Below are 24,156 nucleotides of genomic sequence, written 5' to 3' on the forward strand. Positions count from 1 at the left end.
TATGTCGACGCCGGAAAACGTGCTGGTCCTTGCGCTGGACAACAGTGCGTCGGCATCGTAATCTCTTCGTGACTTAGTGGAGTCCTGTCGTTTCGAAAGAGAAGCGGCGCCACCGAGTTACCGTCTAAACGGCTGTCGGGGCCAGCACTCCGGCTGTCGTGCCGGGAGCACCCTGAAGGTTTGTCTGGGTGACACTTTGCGGCCATGTTCTGGTCAGCTGCCCCGGTCGGCGGGAGAGCACACGATCGGAGACGTAGCTCGGTGGGTAAACACAGCTTGCAGCGGGATTCTCGCTTGCCGAATTCCGTCAAGGGTGCCGTCGTCATGGGCGCGCTGGCCGCAACGACCGGGGCCATGCCCGCGATCCCTGCGATGGCCGCGACCATCAACATTCCCGGCCTCGGCAACTTCGATGTTCCCGTTCCGCAGGAATACGAAGCGCCGGTCCAGCAACTGAATCAGCAGATCCAGCAGGCCGTCTCGGCGATGCCGAACGCGCAAGCTCCTGCACCGCAGGCGGCCGCGCCCGGCATGCCTGGGATGCCCAACCTGTTCCAGCAGCAGGCCCCTAGTGCGAGTGATATCGCGCTCGACGCCGCCAAGAGCAAGGTCGGCGCCATGTACTCCTGGGGTGCCGCAGGTCCGAGGAACTTCGACTGCTCGGGCTTGGTCCAGTGGGCCTACCGCCAGGCTGGCGTCGAGTTGCCCCGCACCAGTTTCGAGCAGTCGCACGTCGGCGCTCCGGTGGCCTTCCAGAACTTGCAGCCCGGCGACATCGTCGTGACCGCCAACGGCGGCCATGTCGGCCTCTACGCGGGCGACGGCAAGCTGCTGAACGCGGTGCAGTCCGGTGAGCCGGTCTCCTACACCACGCTGCGCCCCGACATGGTCGTCACCGCACGTCGTATCGTTTAACGAGTGGCCCCTGCCGACAACGGCATCCGTACCAACGGAAACACCAGCACCGCAACCCAGGCCCGCGTTGATTCGTGGACCTGGGCGGTGCGCCTGTTCAAGACGAGATCCGCTGCCGCCGAGGCTTGCCGAGGTGGACACGTCCGGGTCAACGGCGCTGCTGCGAAACCGGCCCAGCCGGTCAAGCCCGGCGACGAGGTGCGCATCCGCCAGGCCGGCGTCGAACGCATCGTGATCGTGGAGCGGATCGTCACCAAGCGCGTCGGCGCTCCGATCGCCGCGCAATGCTTGATCGACCGCAGCCCGCCGCCGCCCTCCCGCGAAGTCCTCGCCACCATGCCGCGCCGCGACCGCGGGTCGGGACGACCCACCAAACGCGAACGCCGCGAAACGGATCGGCTCCTCGGCCGCACCGAAGACTGAGCCTGCTCCTGCGGCAGCACCGTTGGCGTGTGGTCTGTTTATCCAGCTGAACACGCCGAGGGCACTGCCAGGCACTAAGCCGTTTGGGCAGTGTTCGTCGGTGCTTTGGCGGCCAGCCGATTTGCCGCCACCGCGGCGATCGCTATCGTGCACAGTGCCCCGAGCATCAGCGCGGCCGCCTCACCCTTCACCAGCACATCCAACGCGGTGCCGACCGTGACCGCCGCGACCGGCACGCCGATTTGGGCGGCCGCGAGTGCGCCGTACCCGACCGGCTGGCCGATGAGCCGCGGCACCAAGTGCACGAGCACCGCACCGATCCCGAGCGCGATGCCGAGTGCGATCAGGTGCGGATGCTCCCCGAAATCGCGCAGATTGAGCCGGGCGCCGAGCCAGACGAAGAACAGCGGCGCGAGAAACCCGTCGCTGATCGCGAACAACTGCCTGGCCACCCGCCGCGGCTCGCCGACGGCGGCCACCGCGAGCCCGGCGGCGAACCCCGCCAGCATGATCGACACCCGGGTCTGGGTGGCCACGGCGCAGAGCGCGAACAACGCCGCCAGGCTCACCCGCAACTCCAGCGCGAGCTTGCGTTCCTCGGAAATCCGATGCACCCGCCTGCGGGCCCCCGACTTCTCCGACCACCGCAGCAGTAGGAACGACACCACTGCACAGCCTGCGACCGCCGCCGCGCCGAGCGCCGCACGCCCGGCATTGCCGGGATCGATCGCCAGCGGCAATGCCACCACGCAGACGGTGTCGGCGATGGCGACCTGTGCGGTCAACGCGAGCACCGGCGCACCGCTCAGGCCGAGCGAGTCGATGATTGGTATCACCAATGCCGCCGAGGAGGAGGCGAGCAGCACCGCATACATCGCGCCGTGCCCGGTGTCGAACCAGTGGGCGATACCGAAACCCACTGCGGCGGCGGGCAATCCGACCAGTACCGCGCGCACCGCGCCGACCCCGAGCGCCGACCGCACCTGCGGGTCGAGCACCGGTACCCGGCTACCCGCCACGAACATCACCACCGCGAACCCCATGTCCGCAAGGAAGGTGAACAGCGGGTCCGCGCTGTGCAGCACGCCGAACCCGGTGGCGCCGAAGATGATTCCGGCGATCAGCTCGCCGAGGATCACCGGCACATGCCAGGCGGTGCGTAGCGCGAGCAGCGGGCCGCAGAGCCCGAGCACGACCACCAGGGCGAGGGTGGAGAACGTCACGGCAGGGCGGCGATCTTCGCCGGTATCGCGATGTTCTCGTCGGCCCAGTGGATGGCGCAGACCCGGTGGTAGCCGTCTGCGATCACCATCGGGGTGCCGGTGCGAAAGTCGCCGCGCACCAAGAGGATCGGGGACAGCGTCTTACCAGTGGCGATCTTGATCAGATCGCGCCGGACATGCTGATTGTCCGGCGAAAGCAGCTCCAGCTGCGCGGCCCGCAGAATGTCCTTGGCCTTCTTGTGCACGATGGGAGCGGCGCGCAGGTCGTCCACTACGGCACTGACGATCTTCGGACCGGCCAGCAACTCCAGATAGTCGGCCGCGGCCGGGTAGTCGTGCTCCTCGGGCTCGTCTTTCCAGTGCACGGTGATGATGTCGGTAGCCATCGCATCATCTTCGCGGTCGCCGCGCCGGATCAGCGGGACCTCGACGGCGTTTTCTCCTCCGCTCGGTCAGATCACCGCGATCGGATCCAAATGACCGGCGATGTAGCGGGCCCGGCATTCGCCGCGGCGCAGCTTACCGCTCGTCGTCTTGGGAATGCGGCCAGGTTCCACGAGCATGACCGCGCCGGGCATCACCTCGTGCGCGACCGCGACCGCCGTCCGGATCCGCCGGGCGAGCGCCGAAAGATCCTCGGGCGCAACGGCATCCACGCTGGTGAGTTCGGCGACCACGACGAGGTCCTCGCGCCGCCCGTCGTCGTGCCCGAACGCCGTCACGTGGCCGGGCCTGACTTCGGGTGCGCAGGACTCGACCGTCGCTTCGATGTCGGCGGGATAGTGATTACGCCCGTCGACGACGATGACATCCTTGCGTCGGCCCGCGATGTAGAGCTGGTTCTCGAACAGGAAGCCGAGATCGCCGGTGCGCAGCCAGCTGCCGTCGTGGCCGGCGAGGGTGGCGTGGAACGTCGCGGCGGTGGCGTCGGGCCTGCCGTAATAGCCGTCGCACACGTTGGCGCCCGCCACCCAGATTTCCCCGACCCGGCCTGCGGGCAGCTCGACACCGTCGGCCGGATCGACGATGCGCACCTGCTGCCCGTCCGCCGGGGTACCGCAGCCGACCAGCACCGGTCCGCACAATGCGTCGGCGGGCAGTGGGATCGCCCGCCCGTCGGCCAATGCGCTGCGGTCGAAGCGGTGGACCGTCGGCGCCGAATGCGGGTCGCAGATCGTCACGGTCAGCGTCGCCTCGGCCAGGCCGAAGCCGGGCGTGTGCGCGGAGTGCCGGAAGCCGTGGTCGGCGAAGGTCGCGGTGAACTCGGCGAGCGTGTCGGCCCTTACCGGCTCGGAGCCGTTGAGCATCAGGTCGAGTCCGGACAGGTCGAGTGCGGCGCGCTCCTGCGGGGTTGTCGACGAAACCGCAAGGGTGATGCCGAAATTGGGGCCGCCGGTGATGCCAGCACGATAGTCGGTTGCGGCCTCCAGCCAGCGGATCGGCCGCTTCACGAAATCCGAGGGCGACATCGTCACGCCGAGCACCCCGCAGTAGAGCGGTAGCGACATGCCGAGGATGAGACCCATGTCGTGGAAGAACGGCAGCCAGGTCAGGATCGACTTGTCCGGGGCTGGGTGCAGCGCGTGGCACAGCTGTTCCAGTGCTGTGGTCATATTCGCGTGCGTGACCCGAACTCCGGTGGGCGCCTGCGTCGATCCCGAGGTGTACTGCAGGTAAGCGAGCTCGCCGTGGATGGGGTCGATGGTCGGCGGGGCCGAAGGCGTGGTCGGCGCGGCGACATCCGGAGCCAGGTCCAGCACCTGACCGAGTACCGGGCCGAGCAGGGCTGCGCTGGTCGAATCACCGTGTGACAGCAGCGACACCGTGGGCCGTGCGTCGGCGAGTACCCCGTGCAGCCGCTCCCGATTGCGCGGGCCTGCGGCCGGAAACAGCGGCACCGCAATGCGATTGCTGTACAGGCAGGCGAGGAATGCGACGGCGTAGTCGAGTCCGTGCGCGCACAGGATGGCCACGCGGTCGCCGGGTGCGCTGATCTCGCGCAGGCGATCGGCGAGTTCGCCTGCGGCAGCGTGCAAGCGAGCGTAGGTCACGGTGCTCGGCGTCCGCTCCTGCATCCGGTAGCGCAGCAGGGTGTAGGCAACGGACTCGGGCCTCGACTCGGCCCACGCCGCGACCCGGACGGCCAGGCTGTTTCGCGTCGGGCTCGTCGTCACAGCGCCTCGCCGATCTGCCCCGCCGGAACCGGATCGGCGGCGGAGCTGTGTCGGGCAGGCGGGCGACCGATGCCGTTCGAATTCCACCGTGGGGAAACCGGATCCGGTCGTCGTGCATTCCCCGGTGCGGCGTCCGGCACGGCGAGCAGGTAGGGCTGGTCATATCGGAGCGCCTGGCCGAGCAGGGCGGCGCCGTGGCCGGTGTCGAACGCGTCCAGCGGCCGTGGCGCCGAATCGGTGTCCGGCACCGTCGTCCACCGGCCCCAGCCGACGCTGCGCACGCCACGCTCCGGATACGCGCGGGCCAGCGCGTCCATCGCGGCATTGGCGGCGGCGGAGGCGGCCTGGCCGGATCCGCCGAGCGCACCGGTGGCGGCCGAGCACAGCAGGATGAAGTCGGTCGGGTCGGCCGCGGTGAGCTCGATCAGGTTGGCCGCCGCGGTCACCTTGGGGGCGAACATCGTGACCAGCTGCTCGGTGCTGACTGCCGGGAAGTCGGCGTCCGCCGTGCTGCCTGCCGCGTGTACGACGCCGCGGATGGTGGAGCCGCACGCGCGAACGTCGTTGAGCGCGTTGGCCAGATCGCCGTGGTCGGCGGCATCGCAGCGGACGACGACGATCCGATCCTCCAGCCCGTCGAGCAACGCGGGTACCGGCCGTGGTGCGCGGGTCAGCACCACCACGTCGCGGGCTCCGGCATCGAGCAGCCAACGCACCGCGACCGAACCCAGGATCCCGAGCCCGCCGGTGACCACATAGGTGCCGTGCACGTCGATGGGGACGGCCTTGGCCGGCCCGTAGCGCGCCGCGGTGAAGCGGCGCACCGCGAGTTGCCCAGCGGACAGCCGCATTTCGTCCGGCAATCGGGCCGGGTCGCCTGCGATCAGCCGACACAGCGATGCCACATTCCGCGGGTCCGCGTCGGTCCACACCAGGCGGACGGGGCGGCGGGATTCGAGTTGCAGCGACCGCACCAATCCGGCGATTGCCTGCGTCGCCGCCGACGGTGCAGGCAGCGGGAGCACGACCGTTACCGTGGCCGCACCGTCGTCGGCGTCGACCCGCTGGAGCAGATCGAGAACGCGGCCGAGCACCGTCGCGAGACCGTCGGCCGCATCGGAAACCTTGGCAGCCGCACTCCTTTCGGCCGACCAGCACAGCACCACCGCGGTACGTGCGTGGCCGGGTCGTCTGGTGAGCACGGCGGTGACGATTCCGCTCGCGGCATCGAGCTCCCGCGTCACCCGCTCGGTCGGCAGCGCGTCGTCGAGCGCGGTGGCCAGCCGCAGAGCAAGGCCGGAGCCGCCGACCACCAGCGCGCGCTCGGCGACCGGGTCCGAATTCGCCAGGCGGAGCGCTTCGATGCCGCACGGCTCCCAGGTTTCCTGGCGGAACGGGGCGGCTCGCTCCGCCGCCGCCCGCTCGGGTGCGGTGCCGATCGGGTTGTGCGCGCCCGGTTGCGCGAAGCGAATGTGCACGCCGGACATGGCAAGACACGGGACACCGTGCTGATCGGTGCCGATGACGTCGCCGATGAGCTCGGTGCCGGTGCGGGTGCGCAGGAACGCATGCGCCTCGAGCACGGTCCGGTGCGGTTCGGCCGACAGCCACGCGGACTCGATGCCGACGGTGAGCGGAACCAGTCCCGCGGGCATGCCGTCGTGCCCGGTGGCGGCGAGCAGTTGCAGGCAGCCGTCCAGTGTTGCCGCACTGCGCAATTCGGCGACGTCGAAGGTGCCGACGGCGCGCTCGGGCCCGACCGCGATGCCGCGCAGCACGCGGAAGCCAGGTCCGTATTCCAGCCGCAGCCCGCGCAGATCGTCGTAGAAGGTGGCGGGCTGGACGGCCCGCATCTGGTGTCGCCCAGCCCGGTTGGCGTCCACCACCCGCATCCATGCGACGATATCTGCGGGCGTGGGGTCACCGACCTGCCGGGCCGACGCCAGCGCTCCGGCGTCGGTGACCTCCGCCCGCAAGCTGCCATCGTCGTGTCGGCGATAAGTGACCTCAGGCAGCGCCGCGAGCTCGAGCTGGGCGCGCACCACGAAGTCGGCGAGCATCGTCACCGCCTCGGCGCTCGCCAGGTGCAGCAGTCTGCGCAGCCAGAAGACCGCGGGTACGGTCGGCACGCCATGCACCACATGGTCGGTGAGATCCTCAGGGGGAAGGGTGTATTCGCCTGCATCCCGGGCTGCTGCGGTGGTGATCAGCGGGAAGCGGCGACTGCGCCATCCGCGCGGTGGTACGACCGTGAACGGGCCTTGCGCGGACCAATCGACTGCGCGGCCCTCCAGATGCAACTCGGCCAGACAGCTCAGGAAATCGCCTGCCTCGTCGGCGCGCGTCGCCACCGGGTGTGCGGCGTCCCGGAATTCGGGATACTCGCGCAGCGCGGGCAGCAGCACGGGATGCGGCCCGACCTCGAGCACGGTCGAGATGCCGTCCGCGACAGCGTGTTCCAGTGCCGCGGCGAGTTCCACTGTTCCCGAGGCATTCTCGGCCCAGTAGGCGCCGTCGAGCACCGCCGTTGTCAGCGCTTCGCCACGGCGGGCGGTGGAGTACATGGGGACGCGCGGCGGCAACGGCGTCAGCTCGGCAAGTGCGTCGACGAACTCCGGCAGCACGGCGGCGGGTGCGGTGCAGTCGACCGTGATCCGCTCCGCGATCATGTTGCGGCGGTTGGCCCGTCGGACGAGCGTGTCCACGTATCGCGCCGCACCCGACACCACCACCGACCGCGGCCCGTTGACCGCCGCGATGCGCACTTGCGCCCGCATCGGCTCTACCAGTTTCGCCGCCTCGTACGGCGCCGCCGTCAGCAGCGCCATCGCATCGTCGCCTGCCACACCGGCGAGTGCCTTGCCGCGCTGCACCGCGATCAGCGCACCGTCGGACAGCGACAACGCGCCGCAGGCGGTGGCAGCGGCAATCTCGCCGAGACCGTGCCCGGCCACCGCGTCCGGCCGAATTCCCCACGCCGCGAGCAACTCCGCCAACGCCACCTGGCAGGCGAACAGCGCGGGCTGGACGAGCTCGGTGACGTGCGTGCCGTTTCCGTTGCTCGGCGCGCCAAGCGCGAAGCCGTGCCGAGGCGTCCACACCCGCGGCCCGCCTGCGGCGACGATCGCGTCCGCGGCCTCGGCCACCGCGCAGGCGAAGGCGCGATGCCGTGCCGCGAGGGCCCTGCCCATCGCCAGGTGCTGCCCACCCTGCCCGGAGAACACGAAGAGCAGCCCGCCGTGCCTGCGCATCGACGCCGGGCCGATGACCGCATCGGTCGCGCCGTTCCCCAGTGCGCGCAGCCGCGCCACCGCCTCGCCGCGGTCACGCGCCAGCACCGCCGAACGATGTTGTTCCGGCAGCAATCTGGCTGCCGCCGCGGCGAATTCGCGTAGCGGTTCGTCGTCGAGCGCGAGCCGGTCGGCGTACCGGAGCGCGCGGGCGCGCAGCTCCGCGGTGTCGCGGCCGGTGACCGGGATCAGCGTCGGCGGATCGGCGCCCGGCGCCGTCGGGGTCGTCGCGGCACCGCGCAGCACCACATGCGCGTTGGTGCCGCCGAAACCGAACGCACTGACGCCGGCGTGGCGTTCGCCGATGGGCACGGCACGCCAATCGACGGGTGACGTCGGCACGCACAGCCCGCGCTCGGCCAGTTTCAGCAGCGGGTTCTCGGTGCGCAGGCCGATCGTCGGGGCGATCGTTCCGTGGTACACCGACAGTGCGGCTTTGATCAATCCGATGATGCCCGCCGCCGCTTCGGTGTGCCCGATATTGGCCTTCACCGACCCGATCCTGATCGGTGTGTCCGGTATCGAATCACCCTGTGCGACAACGGCAGACAGCGCCTCGATCTCCACCGCATCGCCGAGCGAGGTGCTGCTCGCATGGCATTCGAAGTAGCCTGCGTCGCCCGGTGCGAGCTCGGCGCGTGCCCAGGCGGCGCGCACAACCTCCTGCTGCGCCCGGCCGTTCGGGGCGGACAGGCCATTCGTGCGACCGTCCGACCCGACCGCCGAACCGGCGATCTCCGCATAGATCCGATTGCCTTCGCGCACCGCGTCTTCCGTGCGTTGCAGAATCACCACCGCGCAGCCGTCGGCGCGGGTGTAGCCGTCCGCGTCGGCATCGAACGGTGTCGCCCGCCCGTCGGGCGCCAGAAAACCGCTCTCCGCCAGGTAGTTCGAGGGGTTCGGCAGCAGGGTGAGGTTGACGCCGCCGACGATCGCGAACGGCACGGTGTGATCGGTGAGCAGCCGCACCGCCAGGTCGACGGCGGCCAGCGAGGACGAGCAGGCACTGTCGAGCACCAGGCTCGGACCGTGCACATCGAGGACGTAGGACAGGCGGTTGGCGATGATGCTCAGCGCGGCACCGGCGACGGCGTACGTCGCGTCGAAACCGGAACGGCTGAGCACCGCGACCCCGTGGTCGTAACCGGACGCGCCGAAGATTACCGCTGCCTCCGAACCCTTTGTGCGATAACCTATCCCAGCGTCATCGAGGGCTTCGACCGCGACCTCCATGGCGAGCCGCTGCTGCGGGTCGAGCAGCGCGGCCTCCCGGTCGGCGATGGCGAACCAGTCGTTGTCGAACGACTCGATGTCGTTCAGGTATCCGCCGTGCCTGCCGAGACGTCCCGCGGGCGGTGGACCGGTGGCGTCGCGTCCGGCCAGCAGCATGCGCCAGAATTCCTCCGCGCCAACGGCGCCAGGCACTCGGCAGCCGATGCCGACGATAGCTACCCCGGTTGCCGTCATCGCATCGCGAGATGCTCGACTAATTGATCTATGTCGGGATAGTCGTACATCGCGGCGACGGACACCTCGACACCCATGGCGTCTTCCAGACAGGCCGTCAACCGGGCGAGTTGAGTGGAGCTCAGGCCGAGATCGGCGAAGGGCGCGTCGGTGGACACGGCGGCCGCGTCGACGCCGAGCAATTCGGCCACGGCGGTTACCGCCGCGGCCTGCGCCGCACGTCGAATGTGCACCATCGAGCTCCGATCCATCCCACTTCGCACTCCCCCATGGTGGCGGCGTACCTCGACCGCCCAGTTACTCCCCGCGATTATGCCGAGATATCGGACCGTGGAGAAGAGTCTTTTGCGTGGCGTGTCCATCCCCTACCGTGGCGAGGTGACCGAAAACGCCGCAGGCCTGGCCGATGGACGACCCGGAACGTTCAGCACGCTGGCCAGGTGCTGCACGGCACTGGCTGCCACGCCGCGCCGCCTGCTCCGACCACGCCAACCTGACCAGGCGTTTCTTGCCGGGCTCAGCACCGCCCCCGCCCCGAAGGGCGAGGCAACGGTCCGGCTGACCGCCATACCGCAGGCCAAGATGGCCGCACCGACCATCCTGGTCGCCGAGGGCGTGCGCAGCCTGCGCGAGGTGCCGATGGCGATGGGCACATTCCTGGTCGAGCATCCGCAGGCGCGGTTCCTCGTCGATCCGGCCATCTGCTCGGACGTGCACGAGCGCGTCCTGCCCGGGCTGCCGTTTCCCTTCGGCAAGCTGGTGTCCCCGGACAAGCCGGTGCTCGGACTGAGCAACGCGCTCGCCGCGCGCGACCTCGGGCCGTCCGATATCGACTTCATGCTGGCCACCCACCTGCACTGGGACCACGTTTCCGGCCTGCTCGAGCTGCCGGACTCGCTCGAGCTCCGGCTGCCCGCCGTCGAGTACGACTGGGCCATGCACGGCGACGAGGCCCCGATCGGTGTGGTCCGCGCACCCTTGCGTGGCCAGACCATCGCGCCGGTGGAACTCGACGGGCCGCCCGTGCTCACCTTCCCGCGCAGCCATGATGTGTTCGGCGACGGCGCGGTCGTGCTCGTCGACCTTGCGGGTCACACCCCTGGCAGCATCGGTGTCCTGCTCGCGGTCGACGACGGCACCCGGGTGCTGCTGGCAGGCGACTCGATCTGGAACAAACTGCAGGTGGAGCTGATTCGGGAGAAGGCGCCGATGCCGGGGCAACTCGTCGATGCCGACCGCGACGAGGCGTTCCGCACCATCCAGCGCATGCATGCGCTGCCCGCGGACATCGAGATCATCGCAAGCCACGACTACGCTGCGGTGCACGCCAGGGCGTAGCGGCGGGGCCGGATATGCCTACCCGGCCCCGCGGCCTCACTCGTACTCGGTGCCCCCGTCGCGGAGCAGGTACGCGTCGGACACGATCTTGCCGATCGCCCGGCCGCCGAGGATCGGCGAATACCGTTCTGCCGCAGGCCGGATCACCACACCCTCACGGATGTTGGTCGCCGTGCCGGTGACCGTCTCGGCGCCCTCCGCGAGCCGGAGCAGCAGCTCGATGTCGTACGGGCCTTCGTGCAGCACGGGTGCGCGCGGCACCGTCACCCCGAGATCGCCGAGCACCGCACCGATTTCGGCGTGGTCGAGCCAGCGCACCACGCCTGCCTGTTCGATCGCGATGTCGAACAGCGCGTAGCCGAGGGTCTCGTCCTGCCTGGCGCTGGCGCCGTAGTGCAGGTCCTGCACGCCCGCGCCGTAGACCTCGCCGAACAGGCCGACCCGCGCGACGTCGAGTGCCGCAGCGAGCTTGCGTGCGGCCTCGATGAGGCCGTGCCGGTGCGCGGCGCGCCAGTACAGGTTGCCCTCGACCGACATCAGCGCCAGCGACTGCGCGCCGATGCCCTTGGAGGACACCTGGATTCGGTCCGACTCCCGGAGGTAGGTCAGCAAACAGGCGGTGCCGTGGATCTTTTCGGTGGCGACCACCGGTTCGCCCGGGACGAAGATGTCCGGGTAGCGCTTGATGTTCTCGACGTCGATCCACCGGATCAGGTCGGGCGCGGACTCCACCGCACCCGACATCGACACCGGGATCGGCGGGACCCACTTGACCACGCCGAGCAGCTCGGCGAAATCGGTGCGCTCGGTCGCGGCCTGCGCCAGGTCCACCGCGCCGACCAGCTCTGGCAGGCAGACGATGCCCTGCGACACCTCGCCGCGCAGCCGCACCGTCTTGACCCGGTTGTGCGCGCCACCCGCCAGCTTGCCGGTCAGCCCGAGCTCGGCGATCAGTGCCTCGGGCAACACCGCCTGCTCGGGGATGTACAGCGCGTAGTCACCGGTCACGAACGCGCCCTTGGCGACAACGGCCCGGTAGAGCCCGACCTGCGCGAGCTCGAGCCGATCCGCGTTCGGATGCGGGTGGACGACCAGCCGCTCAGCGGTTACTTGAAACGTAGACATGGAACCCCCGTTCGATTCCAGGTCAGCGTATGGCTCGGAACCGCCGCTGGTCGAACGGTTTTCGCGGGCCCGATCAGCGGCGGGTGATCAGCTCCAAGGACTGCGCTGCGGTCAGCGAGCCCGCCGTGACGAGTTCGAGGTTGGCCAGCGCGGCCTCGTGCGCATCCGGTGTCGCCGCCGCGACGCAGTCGGCCACCGCGTGCACGGTGAAACCGAGATCGGTGGCGTGCCTTGCGGTTTGCTCCACGGTCAGGTTGGTCGCGACGCCGGTGACGAACAGCGTGTCGATGCCGTGCCCGGCGAACCAGTCGGCGAGTTTGTTGCCGGCCAGCCCGGACAGCTTCTGGTTGTCGAACACCTCGCTCGGCTGGCCTGACATCTCCGGAATGAGCTGGGTGCCTGGGGATTCCGGCCGGAACTCGGTCTGTGCCGCGCCCACCGACCGCATGAAGCCGGTGTTGCGGACCAGTTCGCCTTCGCCGACCGGAATGGTGAACCTGGTGAAGATCACCGGCGTTTCCGCGGCGGCGGCCGCCTCGTGGAAGCGCACCGCGCGCGCCAGCACGCCGCTGGCGGCGACCGGCTCGGCCAGCATCGGCCCGAAGAAGCCTTCGGGCTTGATCACATTCACCTGCCAGTGCAGCGCGAGCACTGCCGCGCGGATACGAGGGATGGCCATGGACCGACCGTATCCCAGGTGGCTGGGGTCAGGATGAATAATCCTTGCGCAGTTGGACTTTGACCACCTTGCCGCTCGCATTGCGCGGCAGCTCCGCGACCAGCACCAGGTCCTTGGGGTGTTTGTAGCGCGCCAGGTTCTCGTTGAGGAATTCCGTCAACTCTGCCAGGGTCAGCGTGTCGTCGGCGCTGGTGAGCGCGACGACGGCGACCGGAACCTCGCCCCATTTCTCGTGCGCCCTGCCGATCACGGCCGCCTCGCGGATCTTCGGATGCGCGAAGAGCACGTTCTCCACCTCCGCGCAGTAGATGTTCTCGCCGCCGGAAATGATCATGTCCTTCTTGCGGTCGACCACGTAGATGAAGCCGTCCGCGTCTCGGCGCACCAGGTCGCCCGAGTGGAACCAGCCGCCGGCGAACGCTTCCGCCGTCGCCTCCGGCTTGTTCCAGTAGCCCTGCATGAGAGTCGGTCCGCGATAGACGATTTCGCCGATCTCACCGGGTGCGACATCGTTCATCTCGTCGTCGACGATGCGCGTCTGGATGGTCGGAATCGGCGTGCCGACCGAGCCGAGTTTGCGCAACGCGTCCTTGCCCTCGAGCACGCAGGTGATCGGCGACATCTCGGTCTGCCCGAAGACCGCGACGTTGACCGCGTTCGGGAAGCAGTCGGACATGGCGCGCAGCACCGTATCCGAGGCGGGGGCCGCACCCCAGCTGAGCACCTCGAGCGCCAGCTTGCGGTCGCGCACCGTGGGGTGATCGCAGATGAGCTGCCACTGGGCGGGCACGCAGAAGGCCGAGGTGGCTTGCTCGCGTTCGACCGCGTCGAGGAATTCGCCTGCGTCGAACGCGCCGAGCGGATGCAGCACGGTTTTGCAGCCGAGCAGGAAAGCCGGTGCGAGACTGCCGAGTCCGGCGATGTGGAAGAGCGGCGAGGTGCAGAAGCCGACGGAATCCTGGGTCATCGTCAGCGCCCGAATGCAGGTCAGCGCTTGGGAATTCATGTTCGCGTAGGACAGCACCGCGCCCTTCGGGCTTCCGGTGGTTCCCGAGGTGTACATGATCAGCGCCGGAGTGTCTTCCGCGATATCCAGCGGCGCGTGTGGCGCGCCGTCCTCGGCGAGCAGGTCGTCGAAGCCGAGGACGCCGTCGCCGCTGAGGTCGTTGGCGCCGGGGACGCTGAGGTCGTTGGCGCCGGGGGCGCTCTGACCACCGATCACGATGCAGGTCTCCAGCGCGGGCGACTGGGCCCGGACGGCGGCGGCCAGCGGCTGCAGCACGGTGTCGGTGACGATGGCCTTGGCGCCGCTGTCGCTCACGATGTAGGCGACCTCGGGCGGGGTGAGCCGGAAGTTCACCGGCACCGCGATGGCGCCGAGCGCGTTGATGCCGAAGACGGTCTCCAGGTATTCGGGGTAGTTCAGCGCCAGGATCAGCACCCGGTCGCCGAAGCCGATGCCGCGGCGGGCCAGCGCGTCGGCGAACTTCAGTGAGCGCTCGTGCAGCTGCCGCCACGTGGTGTCCGTCCCGCGGAATCGCACGGCGGTCGCGTCCGGGCGCATCTGCGCGTGGGTGGCGAGCTGGTTGTTCCAGTGGTTGCGGCGCGACCTGATCGGTTCGTCGAGCGCCTGGAAACCGGTGGTCATGCCACGAACTCCTCTCGGACCCGAACCTGCGTCCGCCTGAGGTGGTCGAGAGCAGGGTGCGGGCTGATCTGGACAGCAGAATAGCAATTAACTTAATCGCCGGGCAAGCGTTCGGCATACGAACCGTCGTTAATCGAGCTGATCGTGTGGCCGCTCCGAGCAAATGCCTGTTAGCTGCTAGTTTCCCGCTACATCGAGGCGTTGTGGTCCGGTAGAAGCTGCTCTGACGTGTCATCGGGATGCGAACGCTGGCTTACTTAGGAGTTGAACCCGAGCGGACCCTCGTGTCACCATCGACGGGTCCGGGCGAACTGGCACGCCCGCGCGAACACAAGGAGAGCGCAATGCTGCGTACCAGGTTCACCGAAACCTTCGGTGTGGAACACCCGATCGTGCAGGGCGGCATGATGTGGGTCGGCCGTGCCGAACTCGTCGCGGCCGTCGCCAACGCGGGCGGGCTCGGGTTCATCACCGCGCTCACTCAGCCGACGCCGGACGATCTGCGGCGCGAGATCGACCGCACCAGGGAGCTGACCGACAAGCCGTTCGGCGTGAACGTCACCATCCTGCCGTCGATCAACCCGCCGCCGTACGCCGAGTACGTGCAGGCCATCATCGAGAGCGGCGTCAAGATCGTCGAGACGGCGGGCAGCAATCCCGAACCGTTCCTGCCGTACTACAAGGACGCGGGCATCAAGGTGCTGCACAAGTGCACCAGCGTCCGGCACGCGCTGAAGGCGCAGCGGATCGGCGTCGACGGCGTCAGCATCGACGGCTTCGAATGCGCGGGCCACCCCGGCGAGGACGATGTCCCCGGTCTGATCCTGATCCCTGCCGCCGCACGGGTTTTGGAGATCCCGATGGTCGCCTCCGGCGGTTTCGCCGACGCCAGCGGCCTCGTCGCCGCCCTTGCGCTCGGCGCGGACGGCGTCAACATGGGCACCCGCTTCCTGTGCACCCAGGAATCCGCGGTGCACCAGAAGGTCAAGGAACAGATCGTCGCCCACTCCGAGCGCGACACTCAGCTGATCTTCCGCACCATGCGCAATACCGCCCGCGTCGCCGACAACGAGATCAGCCGCAAGGTCGTCGAAATCGAAAAGGCAGGAGGCACTTTCGAGGACGTCCGTGATCTCGTCGCCGGTGCCCGCGGCCGGCGCGTCTTCGAGGAGGGCGACCTCGACGCAGGCATCTGGAGCGCAGGTCAGGTCCAAGGCCTCATCCACGACATCCCGACCTGCGAAGAGCTGATCACCCGGATGGTCCGCGAGGCCGAAGAACTCATCACCGCCCGCCTAGCCGACACCGTTATCGTCGGCTAGCCAGCCATCTTTGCGACTCAACCGGTGCGGACCCGGCTGGACAGGCCGGGTTCGATCAGTTGCTCCAGGCGCTGATACGCCTCGGCAGGGGCGATGGGCGGGTCGGCATCGGCGATCGCACCGAGCACCCCGACGATGCCCCAGGACAGGAACGTCATGGTCGCGGCGAACTCGGCCTCGTCCATGTCCAGCAGTTCGGATAGGTGCTCGGTGAGGATGTCGGCGACCATTTCCCGCGTCGTACGCAGCAGCAGCGCACCGCTTTTGCGGCCGAGTAGGGCCTGGTACACCTCGGGATTCGCCGCCGCCATCTGGAAAAGCGTGTGCACCGGCGCCAGCGGCACCGTGGCGTCGGTGTCGCCGGATCCGGTCGCGGTCACCGCGGCGCGCAGATAGTCGGTGCTGCTCAGCAGCAGCAGATCGTCCTTGTCCCGGAAGTGCGCGTAGAACGTGGACCGGCCGACGTCGGCGCGATGCAGTATGTCGCGCACCGAGATTCGGTCATAGCCACGTTCGAGCATGAGTTCGATCAATGCCCGATGCAGCAGGCTCTTGGTCCGCCGTACCCGGCGATCCGTGCTGCCTGTCACTCTTTTCACTTCCGACGACAATGTGCCTCCCGTACAACTGTCGCGAATCCGTCCCGAGCGGAACGGTTTCCGATATTTTGCCCCTGGTCGAAGTGTGGACACCTCCCGGCCATGAACGCATGACCAAAAACGCACCCCAGTCTTCCATCGGACCCAGTCACCATGACACCGAAACCGGAGTTCTGCCTACCAACTCCCACGGTTATGGCGTATTCGCGGCAGTATTTCCGTTCGACTGCCATCGGATGCCAGCTTCGTTTTGGTGACTTTCACATTTCCGTGCGCCACCAAGGAATTAGGGGCTAGATCATGTCCTTCGACGCCAGCCAGCGCATGGTCGGCCAGCCGCAGAACACCGGAAGCCAGCAGGTGAGCACGCGGTAGAGCAGCACCGAGGGCACCGCGATATTCGCAGGAAGGCCGAAGGCGGCGAGACCGCCGATCAGCGCGGCCTCGACGGCGCCGACACCGCCTGGCGTCGGCGCCGCGGAGGCGAGCGTGCCGCCGATCATGGTGACGATGGTGACGGTCACGAAAGTGGTGCCGCCACCGAATGCCTCGACGCTGGCCCACAGCGCACCCGCCATGCCGAGGGTGATCGCGGCACAGCCGAGGATGATCACCGAGAAACGCTTGGGATCGCGGGCCAGCTGGCCGAGTTCACCGAGCACTTCCTGCAATTGGGGCCGCACCGAATTGTTCAGCCAGCGACGCAATGTCGGCACGAACATGAACGTGCCGATGATGCCGACCCCGACACCGGCAAGCAGATACAACACCGTGGGGTCCGGCACGAAATGCGAGAGATTGGCCGAGGTGCCCGCCGCGACGCTGAACACGGCGAGCAGGCTCAGGTGCGTGATCACCTGCACCGCCTGCTGCAACGCGACCGAGGCGGTGGCACGCACGGCGCCGATGCCGCCTTTCTGCAGGAACCGCACGCTGAGCGCGAGCCCACCGACCCTGGCCGGGGTGGTCGTCGCGGCAAAGGTGTTGGCGATCTGCATGATCACCAGATTGCGGAAGCTGACCGCACCGGAGGCGCAGGCCCACAGTGCCGCTGCCGCACCGACATACGTCAGGCACGACACGGCGAGCCCGAGCAGCGCCCACCACCAGTTCGCCGACTTCAGCTGGGTGAAGAAGGTCGGCACCGCGCTGATGAACGGATACGCGACGTAGACGAGCCCGATCAGCAGCACGAGCTGAATGATCTGGTTGCGGGTGAACCGGGTGATCTGCTCGGCTTCGATCCGATCCTGCCCGGTCTGCTTACGCACTTCATCGCGCGCCTCGGACAGGGCGTGCTTCCACTCGGGGACCGACCTGCGGAGCCCGACCGGCATGGCGGACTTGATCAATCGGCTCGCCGCGGCCAGTACGGCCGGTGCGCCGAGTGATTCGATGGCCGCGCACACCGCGGCCTCCTTGCCGAAGATCGCGGTCGTCGACACCAGCAGCTGTGCGATGTCGGACTGCTGCTGCTTGGTCGACGCGCCGTACTCCGCGCTGGCGAATCCGCCGAACAGCGTGCTGCCGTTGTCGATTCGGATCTCGGTGGGGCGCAGGTCGCCGTGCGAGATCTGGCCGTCGTGCAGTGCGCGCAGCCCGGTCCACACCTGCGTCAGCTGTTCGGCTGGCAGTTCGGTGAGCGGTGTGCCCTTCGGCATGGTGTGCGCGTGCAGCATCCAGCCGCGATCGAGCGCAGCGACCGCGACCGAGGTGCTGCTCGCCAGCCCGAGGTCGCCGACCGCGATGGTGATCAGCGCGCGATGCTCGACGGCACGGTGCATCGATCCGTGCAGCGCCGCGGTTTCGCTGGCGCGGAAGGTGAGCCAGCGCCACAGCTGGCGCAGCGCCCCGAAGCTGCGCTGATTCTTGCCGTACAGCTCGATGACGAGCTCGCGTTCCGGCCCGTCGATGGCGGCGGCGAGCACCAGCGGACCCCGGCCTGCCGGATGCACGACGGTGAACCGGGTGACCGTGTGCCCCCGCTTGGCCAGCACCCGCGCGGCCGCGTCCAGCGGCACCTCCAGTGCGGGCGTGCCGACCAGCCACACGAGAATCGCGCCGACCAGCCAGCCGACGGCGAGCCCGAACATCGCCCGCGCGGGCACGACGGTACTGACGACCAGGTGGATCGGCGCGAACGCGAGCAGCAGGAACCACAGATACCGGCGCGGGCGGTTGGGCAGCCACGGGCTCGACACCGTGAGCACCGCCGCCAGCATCGCGATCCAGCGCGGATCGTCCAGGAATTGGGAGAGGAAGGTATCGAGCCGATTGGGCTCGAAATGCCATTTCGGCGCGGAAAGGCCGGTTCCGGTGATCGAGAGCAGGAGTCCGGCGATCAGGCCTGCCGCCGCGTACCCGGCAAGCAGTTTCCATTGTCTGCCGATGATGAGCTCGATCAAGATGGCGAAGGGCAACGCGACGATCGCCATGCCGTAGACGAGGTACACCAGGTTGGACTGCTCGGGTTCGAGGAATCCGACGATGTTGGACAGTGACTTTTCCAGCTGCAGCCATTCCGGCCGGGTGATCAACGACGCGGCGATGACGACCCCAACCCACAACGCCGCGAGCACGACTCGGACGATGTCACTGGTCCGCCGGATCAGCGGTTGTAGCAGGTTGCCCGTTACCGGGATTTCCCGCCCGTCGACTCGCATGAGTATCGGTACTTTCGGATCGAGTTGGAGCTGCGTCGGGCACCCTCGCTCACCTTTCGGTGAGTATGCAGGAGACCGGCGTGCACGATACACACCAACACGCCGCGTCTGTGCTGGCCAAGTCCGCGTGGCCGGCTTGCCGTGTGCGGTATCTCACCCGGCCGATCGTTGTATCTGACATTGGTGTCAGGTTCGACAATGGCGGTATGGACAACGGACTCTATGACTTCAGCCCCATTGTCGACCGCGCGCCGATCCACTGGCCCGATGGTGCTCGGGTCGCCTTTTATGTCGGCCTCAATATCGAGCACTACCAAGTGGATCGGCCTTCGACGAGCATTTTCGCGGGCACCGCAGAACTGACCCCCGACCCGTTGAACTACGGCTGGCGCGATTACGGCCCACGGGTCGGCTTCTGGCGGGTGCTCGACATCCTCGACCGGCATCACCTCCGCGCCAGTGTGCTGCTCAATTCCGATGTGGTCGAACATAATCCGCAGATCATCACGGCCGGCGTCGCCAGGGAATGGGCGTGGCTCGCCCACGGCAAGAACAACTCGATCCTGCAGGCTGACATGTCGATCGAGCAAGAGCGCGACTACCTCACCGAGGTGGTCGACACCATCGAACAGGCCACCGGCACCAGGCCGCGCGGCTGGATGGGACCCGCGCTCTCCGAAACCTTCCACACCCCTGAGCTTTTGGCCGAGCTCGGGCTGAGCTATGTGCTCGACTGGACCAACGACGATCAGCCCTACCGGCTGAACGTGCCCGGCCTGCTCAGCGTCCCGTACAGCGTTGAGCTGAACGACATCTCGCTGTTCGTCGGCAAAGCCACCAGCGGGCCGGATTTCGTCCAGATCGTCAAGGACCAGCTCGACCAGCTCTACGCCGAGTCGGCCGACAGCGGCCGGATACTGGCGCTGGCCCTGCACCCGTTCGTCATCGGGCAGGCGTTCCGGGCCAAGTACCTGGACCAAGCGCTGGACTACGTGGCGAATTATCCCGGGGTGTGGCTGACCACCGCCGACGATATCGCCGCGCACTTCTCTAGCGCGTCACCACTTGCCGAATCCGCGCAGGCCGAAGACGATCAGGTCAGGTAGGCCAATGCTCAGGAGGCAGGGATGGCTGTGCAGGACCAGGATCTGACAGGCAAGACAGTGGTGCTGACCGGGGCTAGTTCCGGCATCGGCGCGGTGGCGGCGGCGACCTTGGGGGCGCGCGGCGCCACCGTCGCGGTGGTCGGTCGTGACCCGGAGCGCACCGCCGAGGTCGCGGCCAAGGCGGGCGGCGAGCCGTTCCTCGCCGATTTCGCCCGCTTCGACGAGGTGCGCAAACTCGCCGACCAGCTGCTCGATCGCTATCCGCGGATCGACGTGCTCGCCAACAACGCGGGCGGCTCATGGCCCAAGCGCACCGCCACCGCCGACGGCAACGAGCTGACCTTCCAGGTCAACCACCTGTCCCCGTTCCTGCTGACCACCCTGCTCCTCGACCGGCTCGTCCAGTCGCAGGCGCGCGTGATCAACACCGCGAGCGTGACGTACCGGATGGCCAAGCTGAATCTCGACACCGTCAACGCGACGACCGGCTCGTTCAACCAGATGGGCGCCTACGCCGCGTCCAAGCTGGCCAACATCGTGTTCACCAGGGAGCTGGCCAGGCGCACCGAGGGCACCGGATTGGTCACCGCCGCTTTCCATCCCGGCGCGGTTGCCACCCACGTCTACGACAACGCGCCGTTCGGGCTCGGCACGCTCATCCGGTCTCCGTTGAGCAAGCCGTTCTTCATCAGGCCCGAGAAGGGCTCGGAACCGTTGGTGCACTTGGCGACCACGGACGAGCCGATCAACGGTCAGTACTTCCACCGGACGAAGCTGGAACCGCCGAGCGTCAAGCAGGCGGTGGATCCTGCTCTGGCCCAACAGCTGTGGGAGATGTCCGAGCAGATCACCGGCGCGCCGCGCTAGTGTTCGGCGTCGGCGAGCCGGGCGCCTGCCGCGGCGTCCGGCTCGACACCGACACCGAACACGCCACCGGTCAGCGTGCTCTGATCGAGCTCGATGATCGACTGCGCGACCTGCTCGGTCGGCACCAGCGCCGGAAAGGTGGTCGGCGCGATGGCATTCGCGCGCACCCCGAACTCCGCGAACTCGTCGGCGATGCTTCTGGTCAGCTGGTTCAGCGCGGCCTTCGACGCCGAGTACATCGCCTGGCCCGGGTACACCTCGGTGCCGGAAATGCTGGAGACGTTCACGATATTCCGGTTCGCTGCCCGGTTCTGCGGACCGGCCTGCATCCAGAACCGCTGTGCCAGCCTGGCCGAGAAGCGCAGCGGCACTGCGACATTCAGCTGGAAATGCGGATCGAACGCGTCGAGCGCGGCGTCACCGTCGACGATCCCGCGCGGGTGCAGCTGCACATGCGCGGCATTGTTGACCAGCAGATCGACGCGCCCGTAGCGGGCGAGTGCGAGATCGACCACCCGCTCCACCTCGCCAGGTTCGGTGAGGTCGGCTCTGACCACGAACACTCGCGAATCGTTCTCGGGGAGTGGCTGTTCCGGTGCGAGCGGATCGACGTACCACTCCAGCTGCGACGGCACCGCAGGCGTGCGGGTGCGGCACACCGCGACGATGTCGTAGTCGGTGTAGTAGGTGCGGCAGAAGAGGTCACCCAGGGTGCCGCTCGCGCCCGTGAGCAGACAGACCCTGCGTTCACCAGTAGACAATGCGGTCTCCTCCGAAGCGGTCGACGGCCTCGGCCTTGGTCCGATGCACCCACATCACGACGCTGTTGCGGTCCTTGGTGTTGCCGCCGGCGAAGGTATGCCACGTTCGCGGCGTGACCTCGAACAGGAGCAGCGAATTGTTCAGTGGCGGAATGAGAGTGAGCTGCGGTGCCCGCCCGTTCTCGCCGAGGTGGTCGTAGAGCGCGGTCTCGCCGCCGTCGCCGTGCTCCCAGTCGGGGTTACCGAGGTAGAACAGCACTGCCACGGCGCGCACCGTCGCGCGCGCGTCGACGCCGTCCGCGCGGTGACCGGTCTTGATATCCACGGTGCCGTTCGGTAGCCGCACCTCGTCGGGGCCGGGCGGTTCGCCGGGAAACCAGGCGGGATTGAGATCGTTGTGCGGCCAGCCGTACGGCGCGCCCGGCGCATGATGGTGCACGGATCCCTCGACGTCGCCGGTCGCGGTGATGCCTGCGATCCCGGCGACGAGGTCGTGCCATGCGCGGGAGGCGAACACGGCGAGGGCGCTGTCCTTCGGCACATCGGCCAGCCGGACGCCGTCGGCGCTGTAGTTCGCCGCCACCTTGCCGAACAGGCCGGGGGATTCCTCGCGGAGCTTGGCGAGGTCGTCGGTGAGCCGCTGATAGAACTCGGGAACGAACACGTCCCTGGCGTACACGTGCGGGAACGGTTGCGTGCGGTGTACCCAGCGCCGATGGGCGAACAGGTCCGCGAACTCCTTGGCCGTCGTTTGCGCCTCCAGCACCGACTCGGCTGTCACCATCACTCCCTCGTGGTCGAACCACTGGCGATCATATTGCCCGACGCGCGCCCGCGCTGGCGGGAGTTATCGGGGCGGCCGGTCAGGAGACGGACGGAGTTCAGGTGACCTGGTAGGTCGGGAAAATCCGCGACCGATCGATGATCAGGCGGTGATGGTCGTCGTGCGTGGTGCCTTTCCGTTCGATTTCGCAGGGACGACGGCGGGAGCAGCGCCGAGCACGCCGTATTCGTAGTCGTCGAGAGGGAACTTGCGGTTGCCGCGGCGCGCCTCGTAGAAGCCCGACGGGCGCACATAGGTGGTGTCGCCCTGAGAGTTCCGGTAGTAGGTCGGCACGTGGCCGTTCAACTCGGCCAGGTAGAAGCGCAGCGCCGCGGCCTTGCGATGGATGCGCCGGTGGTAGGCCTCGTGCACCGACTGCCGCACCGCCATCATCGATGCCTTCCTGCGCCGCGCTTCGGTGATCGCGCGCACCGCGTGGTCGGCCGTCATCTCGACGAACGCGTGCCAGCCGCTTCCGGTCCACGAATACGGTCCGACCAGCATCCACCAGTTCGGCAGGTCGGGCAGCGCCACGCTCTGGTATGCCTGCAGACCGTGCTCGGTGAAGAACGTGCTCAGGTCGAATCCGTCGCGGCCGAGGATGGCGCCGGGGCGGTAGGACTCCGGGTCGGAGAACACCTCGTAGCCGGTGGCGAGGACGATCATGTCGAACCGGTGCTCGACGCCGTCGGCGGTTTCGATGCCCGCCTCGGTGATTCGGGCGATCGGGGTGGTGATCAGCTCGACGTTGTCCCGATTGAAGGCGAAGGTGTAGTTGGACATGGTGGGGCGCTTGGCAATCGGGCCGTAGTTCGGTGTGAGTGCGGCCGCGGTCGCCGGATCCTTGACCACCCAGCGCAGGTAGCGTCGGTAGGCCGCGATCGCCACCGCGTCCATCGAACGCAGCGCCGGTTTCGCCAGCCACAGCGGCGCGGAAACACCGGCGCGCAGGGTGAGGTCGACGGCGACGAGCACCGTGGTGTTGATCCCCGCCTGGACGCCGGGCACGCGCAGGACGGCCTGCACCGAGGGTGGCACCGCGTAGTCGGGTTTGGGCACCGACCAGACCGGAGTCCGTTGGAACACCGCGAGTTCGGCGACCTGTGGCGCCAGCGACGGCACGATCTGCACCGAGCTCGCGCCGGTGCCGATCACCGCGACGCGCTTGCCCGTGTAGTCGTAGTCCGCGTCCCAATCGCTGGGCCGCTGCACTTTGCCGGTGTAGGCGGCCAGACCGGGGATGCCGGGATCGGCCTTCGGGTTGATGAAGGCGCCGACCGCGCTGATCACGAAACGCGCGGTGACCACGGTGCCGTCGGCGGCGAACAGCTGCCACACGTGCCGCTGCTCGTCCCAGACCTGTTTGACGATGTCGACGCCTAAGCGCAGGTGCGGGTACAGGCCGAACCGCTTCGCCACGTCGACGTGGTACGCCTTCACTTCGGGGCCGCGCGGAAAGAACCTGGTCCAGTTGGGGTTTCGCGCGAACGAATACTGGTAGGTGAGCGCGGGCACGTCGACGCTCAGCCCGGGGTAGCGGTTCTCGTGCCAGCTACCGCCGACCTCGTCGGCACGTTCGAGGATGGCGAAGTTCGCGACGCCTGCCTGCTGCAACTTCACGCCCGCCGCGATACCGCCCGGCCCGGCGCCGATGACGACCACCTCGTGGTCGTACGGCGCCGAACCCTGGTCGGAATCAGGGACTTTCGAGGGAACTACCACGGGTCTACTTC

Annotated in this window: 19 protein-coding genes; 6 read left to right on the forward strand and 13 right to left on the reverse strand. The window is 68.1% G+C overall.

Translation table 11 applies throughout. From position 1 onward, the window contains the following. The first annotated feature begins 324 nt into the window (after positions 1 to 324). Positions 325 to 915, forward strand: coding sequence for a C40 family peptidase (locus tag NA11_RS08490; RefSeq protein WP_069161246.1), 591 nt, complete (start codon positions 325 to 327; stop codon positions 913 to 915). 3 nt (positions 916 to 918) lie between these two features. Continuing rightward, on the forward strand, positions 919 to 1,338 hold the full coding sequence (locus tag NA11_RS08495; protein ID WP_245745782.1) for an RNA-binding S4 domain-containing protein: 420 nt from the start codon (positions 919 to 921) through the stop codon (positions 1,336 to 1,338). Between the two features lie 74 nt (positions 1,339 to 1,412). Here NA11_RS08495 and NA11_RS08500 read toward each other — a convergent pair whose 3' ends face one another. From NA11_RS08500 to NA11_RS08520, 5 genes are all read right to left on the reverse strand, one after another. Beyond that, positions 1,413 to 2,561 carry a cation:proton antiporter gene (locus NA11_RS08500; RefSeq protein WP_069161247.1) on the reverse strand — a complete coding sequence of 383 codons (1,149 nt, stop codon included), beginning with the start codon at positions 2,559 to 2,561 and terminating at the stop codon, positions 1,413 to 1,415. Next, positions 2,558 to 2,947 carry a hypothetical protein gene (locus tag NA11_RS08505; RefSeq protein ID WP_069161248.1) on the reverse strand — a complete coding sequence of 130 codons (390 nt, stop codon included), beginning with the start codon at positions 2,945 to 2,947 and terminating at the stop codon, positions 2,558 to 2,560. The genes NA11_RS08500 and NA11_RS08505 overlap by 4 nt, the downstream gene beginning before the upstream one ends. A 66-nt stretch (positions 2,948 to 3,013) precedes the next feature. Continuing rightward, positions 3,014 to 4,735, reverse strand: a complete 1,722-nt coding sequence (locus tag NA11_RS08510; RefSeq protein ID WP_069161249.1) for a fatty acyl-AMP ligase — start codon at positions 4,733 to 4,735, stop codon at positions 3,014 to 3,016. Further along, the gene (locus NA11_RS08515; protein WP_069161250.1) at positions 4,732 to 9,492 is read right to left on the reverse strand and encodes a type I polyketide synthase; all 4,761 of its coding nucleotides are present in this window, start codon (positions 9,490 to 9,492) and stop codon (positions 4,732 to 4,734) included. The genes NA11_RS08510 and NA11_RS08515 overlap by 4 nt, the downstream gene beginning before the upstream one ends. Further along, on the reverse strand, positions 9,489 to 9,728 hold the full coding sequence (locus NA11_RS08520) for an acyl carrier protein (protein WP_069161312.1): 240 nt from the start codon (positions 9,726 to 9,728) through the stop codon (positions 9,489 to 9,491). The genes NA11_RS08515 and NA11_RS08520 overlap by 4 nt, the downstream gene beginning before the upstream one ends. A 142-nt stretch (positions 9,729 to 9,870) precedes the next feature. On the opposite strand from NA11_RS08520, the gene NA11_RS08525 reads away from it, so the two are divergent. Then, entirely contained in the window at positions 9,871 to 10,830 is a 960-nt protein-coding gene (locus NA11_RS08525) for an MBL fold metallo-hydrolase (RefSeq protein ID WP_245745783.1), read from the forward strand. A 36-nt stretch (positions 10,831 to 10,866) separates the two neighbouring features. On the opposite strand, the gene NA11_RS08530 is transcribed toward NA11_RS08525, so the two are convergent. The 3 genes from NA11_RS08530 to fadD5 form a co-directional block, all read right to left on the reverse strand. Next, positions 10,867 to 11,955 carry an RNA ligase (ATP) gene (locus NA11_RS08530; RefSeq protein WP_069161251.1) on the reverse strand — a complete coding sequence of 363 codons (1,089 nt, stop codon included), beginning with the start codon at positions 11,953 to 11,955 and terminating at the stop codon, positions 10,867 to 10,869. A 73-nt stretch (positions 11,956 to 12,028) separates the two neighbouring features. Further along, the gene (locus NA11_RS08535; RefSeq protein ID WP_069161252.1) at positions 12,029 to 12,634 is read right to left on the reverse strand and encodes a cysteine hydrolase family protein; all 606 of its coding nucleotides are present in this window, start codon (positions 12,632 to 12,634) and stop codon (positions 12,029 to 12,031) included. A 28-nt stretch (positions 12,635 to 12,662) separates the two neighbouring features. Beyond that, positions 12,663 to 14,282 carry a fatty-acid--CoA ligase FadD5 gene (fadD5, locus tag NA11_RS08540; protein WP_069161253.1) on the reverse strand — a complete coding sequence of 540 codons (1,620 nt, stop codon included), beginning with the start codon at positions 14,280 to 14,282 and terminating at the stop codon, positions 12,663 to 12,665. A 344-nt stretch (positions 14,283 to 14,626) separates the two neighbouring features. Here fadD5 and NA11_RS08545 point away from each other — a divergent pair, with 344 nt between their 5' ends. After that, entirely contained in the window at positions 14,627 to 15,604 is a 978-nt protein-coding gene (locus NA11_RS08545; protein WP_174567669.1) for an NAD(P)H-dependent flavin oxidoreductase, read from the forward strand. 17 nt (positions 15,605 to 15,621) lie between these two features. On the opposite strand, the gene NA11_RS08550 is transcribed toward NA11_RS08545, so the two are convergent. Next, positions 15,622 to 16,194: a TetR/AcrR family transcriptional regulator gene (locus NA11_RS08550; RefSeq protein ID WP_069161254.1), complete on the reverse strand. Its 573-nt coding sequence runs from the start codon at positions 16,192 to 16,194 to the stop codon at positions 15,622 to 15,624. A 302-nt stretch (positions 16,195 to 16,496) separates the two neighbouring features. Continuing rightward, positions 16,497 to 18,866 carry a lysylphosphatidylglycerol synthase transmembrane domain-containing protein gene (locus tag NA11_RS08555; protein ID WP_069161255.1) on the reverse strand — a complete coding sequence of 790 codons (2,370 nt, stop codon included), beginning with the start codon at positions 18,864 to 18,866 and terminating at the stop codon, positions 16,497 to 16,499. Between the two features lie 206 nt (positions 18,867 to 19,072). Here NA11_RS08555 and NA11_RS08560 point away from each other — a divergent pair, with 206 nt between their 5' ends. Both NA11_RS08560 and NA11_RS08565 read left to right on the forward strand, forming a co-directional pair. After that, positions 19,073 to 19,972 (forward strand): polysaccharide deacetylase family protein, encoded by a 900-nt coding sequence (locus tag NA11_RS08560; protein ID WP_069161315.1) that lies wholly within the window; start codon positions 19,073 to 19,075, stop codon positions 19,970 to 19,972. A 21-nt stretch (positions 19,973 to 19,993) separates the two neighbouring features. Further along, positions 19,994 to 20,839: an SDR family NAD(P)-dependent oxidoreductase gene (locus NA11_RS08565; RefSeq protein WP_245745784.1), complete on the forward strand. Its 846-nt coding sequence runs from the start codon at positions 19,994 to 19,996 to the stop codon at positions 20,837 to 20,839. On the opposite strand, the gene NA11_RS08570 is transcribed toward NA11_RS08565, so the two are convergent. The 3 genes from NA11_RS08570 to NA11_RS08580 all read right to left on the reverse strand — a co-directional run bounded on the left by NA11_RS08570 (position 20,836) and on the right by NA11_RS08580 (position 24,145). Next, on the reverse strand, positions 20,836 to 21,600 hold the full coding sequence (locus NA11_RS08570; RefSeq protein ID WP_245745785.1) for an SDR family NAD(P)-dependent oxidoreductase: 765 nt from the start codon (positions 21,598 to 21,600) through the stop codon (positions 20,836 to 20,838). The two genes, NA11_RS08565 and NA11_RS08570, sit on opposite strands and share 4 nt — an antisense overlap. Further along, the gene (locus tag NA11_RS08575) at positions 21,587 to 22,384 is read right to left on the reverse strand and encodes a 2OG-Fe(II) oxygenase family protein (protein WP_069161256.1); all 798 of its coding nucleotides are present in this window, start codon (positions 22,382 to 22,384) and stop codon (positions 21,587 to 21,589) included. Before NA11_RS08575 ends, NA11_RS08570 begins: the two co-directional genes overlap by 14 nt. A gap of 141 nt (positions 22,385 to 22,525) precedes the next feature. Further along, positions 22,526 to 24,145, reverse strand: a complete 1,620-nt coding sequence (locus tag NA11_RS08580) for a flavin-containing monooxygenase (RefSeq protein ID WP_069161257.1) — start codon at positions 24,143 to 24,145, stop codon at positions 22,526 to 22,528. Positions 24,146 to 24,156: the final 11 nt, after the last annotated feature.

Origin of the sequence: Nocardia altamirensis NBRC 108246, from assembly GCF_001612685.1 — a bacterium.
In the GTDB taxonomy this organism is placed as follows: Bacteria; Actinomycetota; Actinomycetes; order Mycobacteriales; family Mycobacteriaceae; genus Nocardia; species Nocardia altamirensis.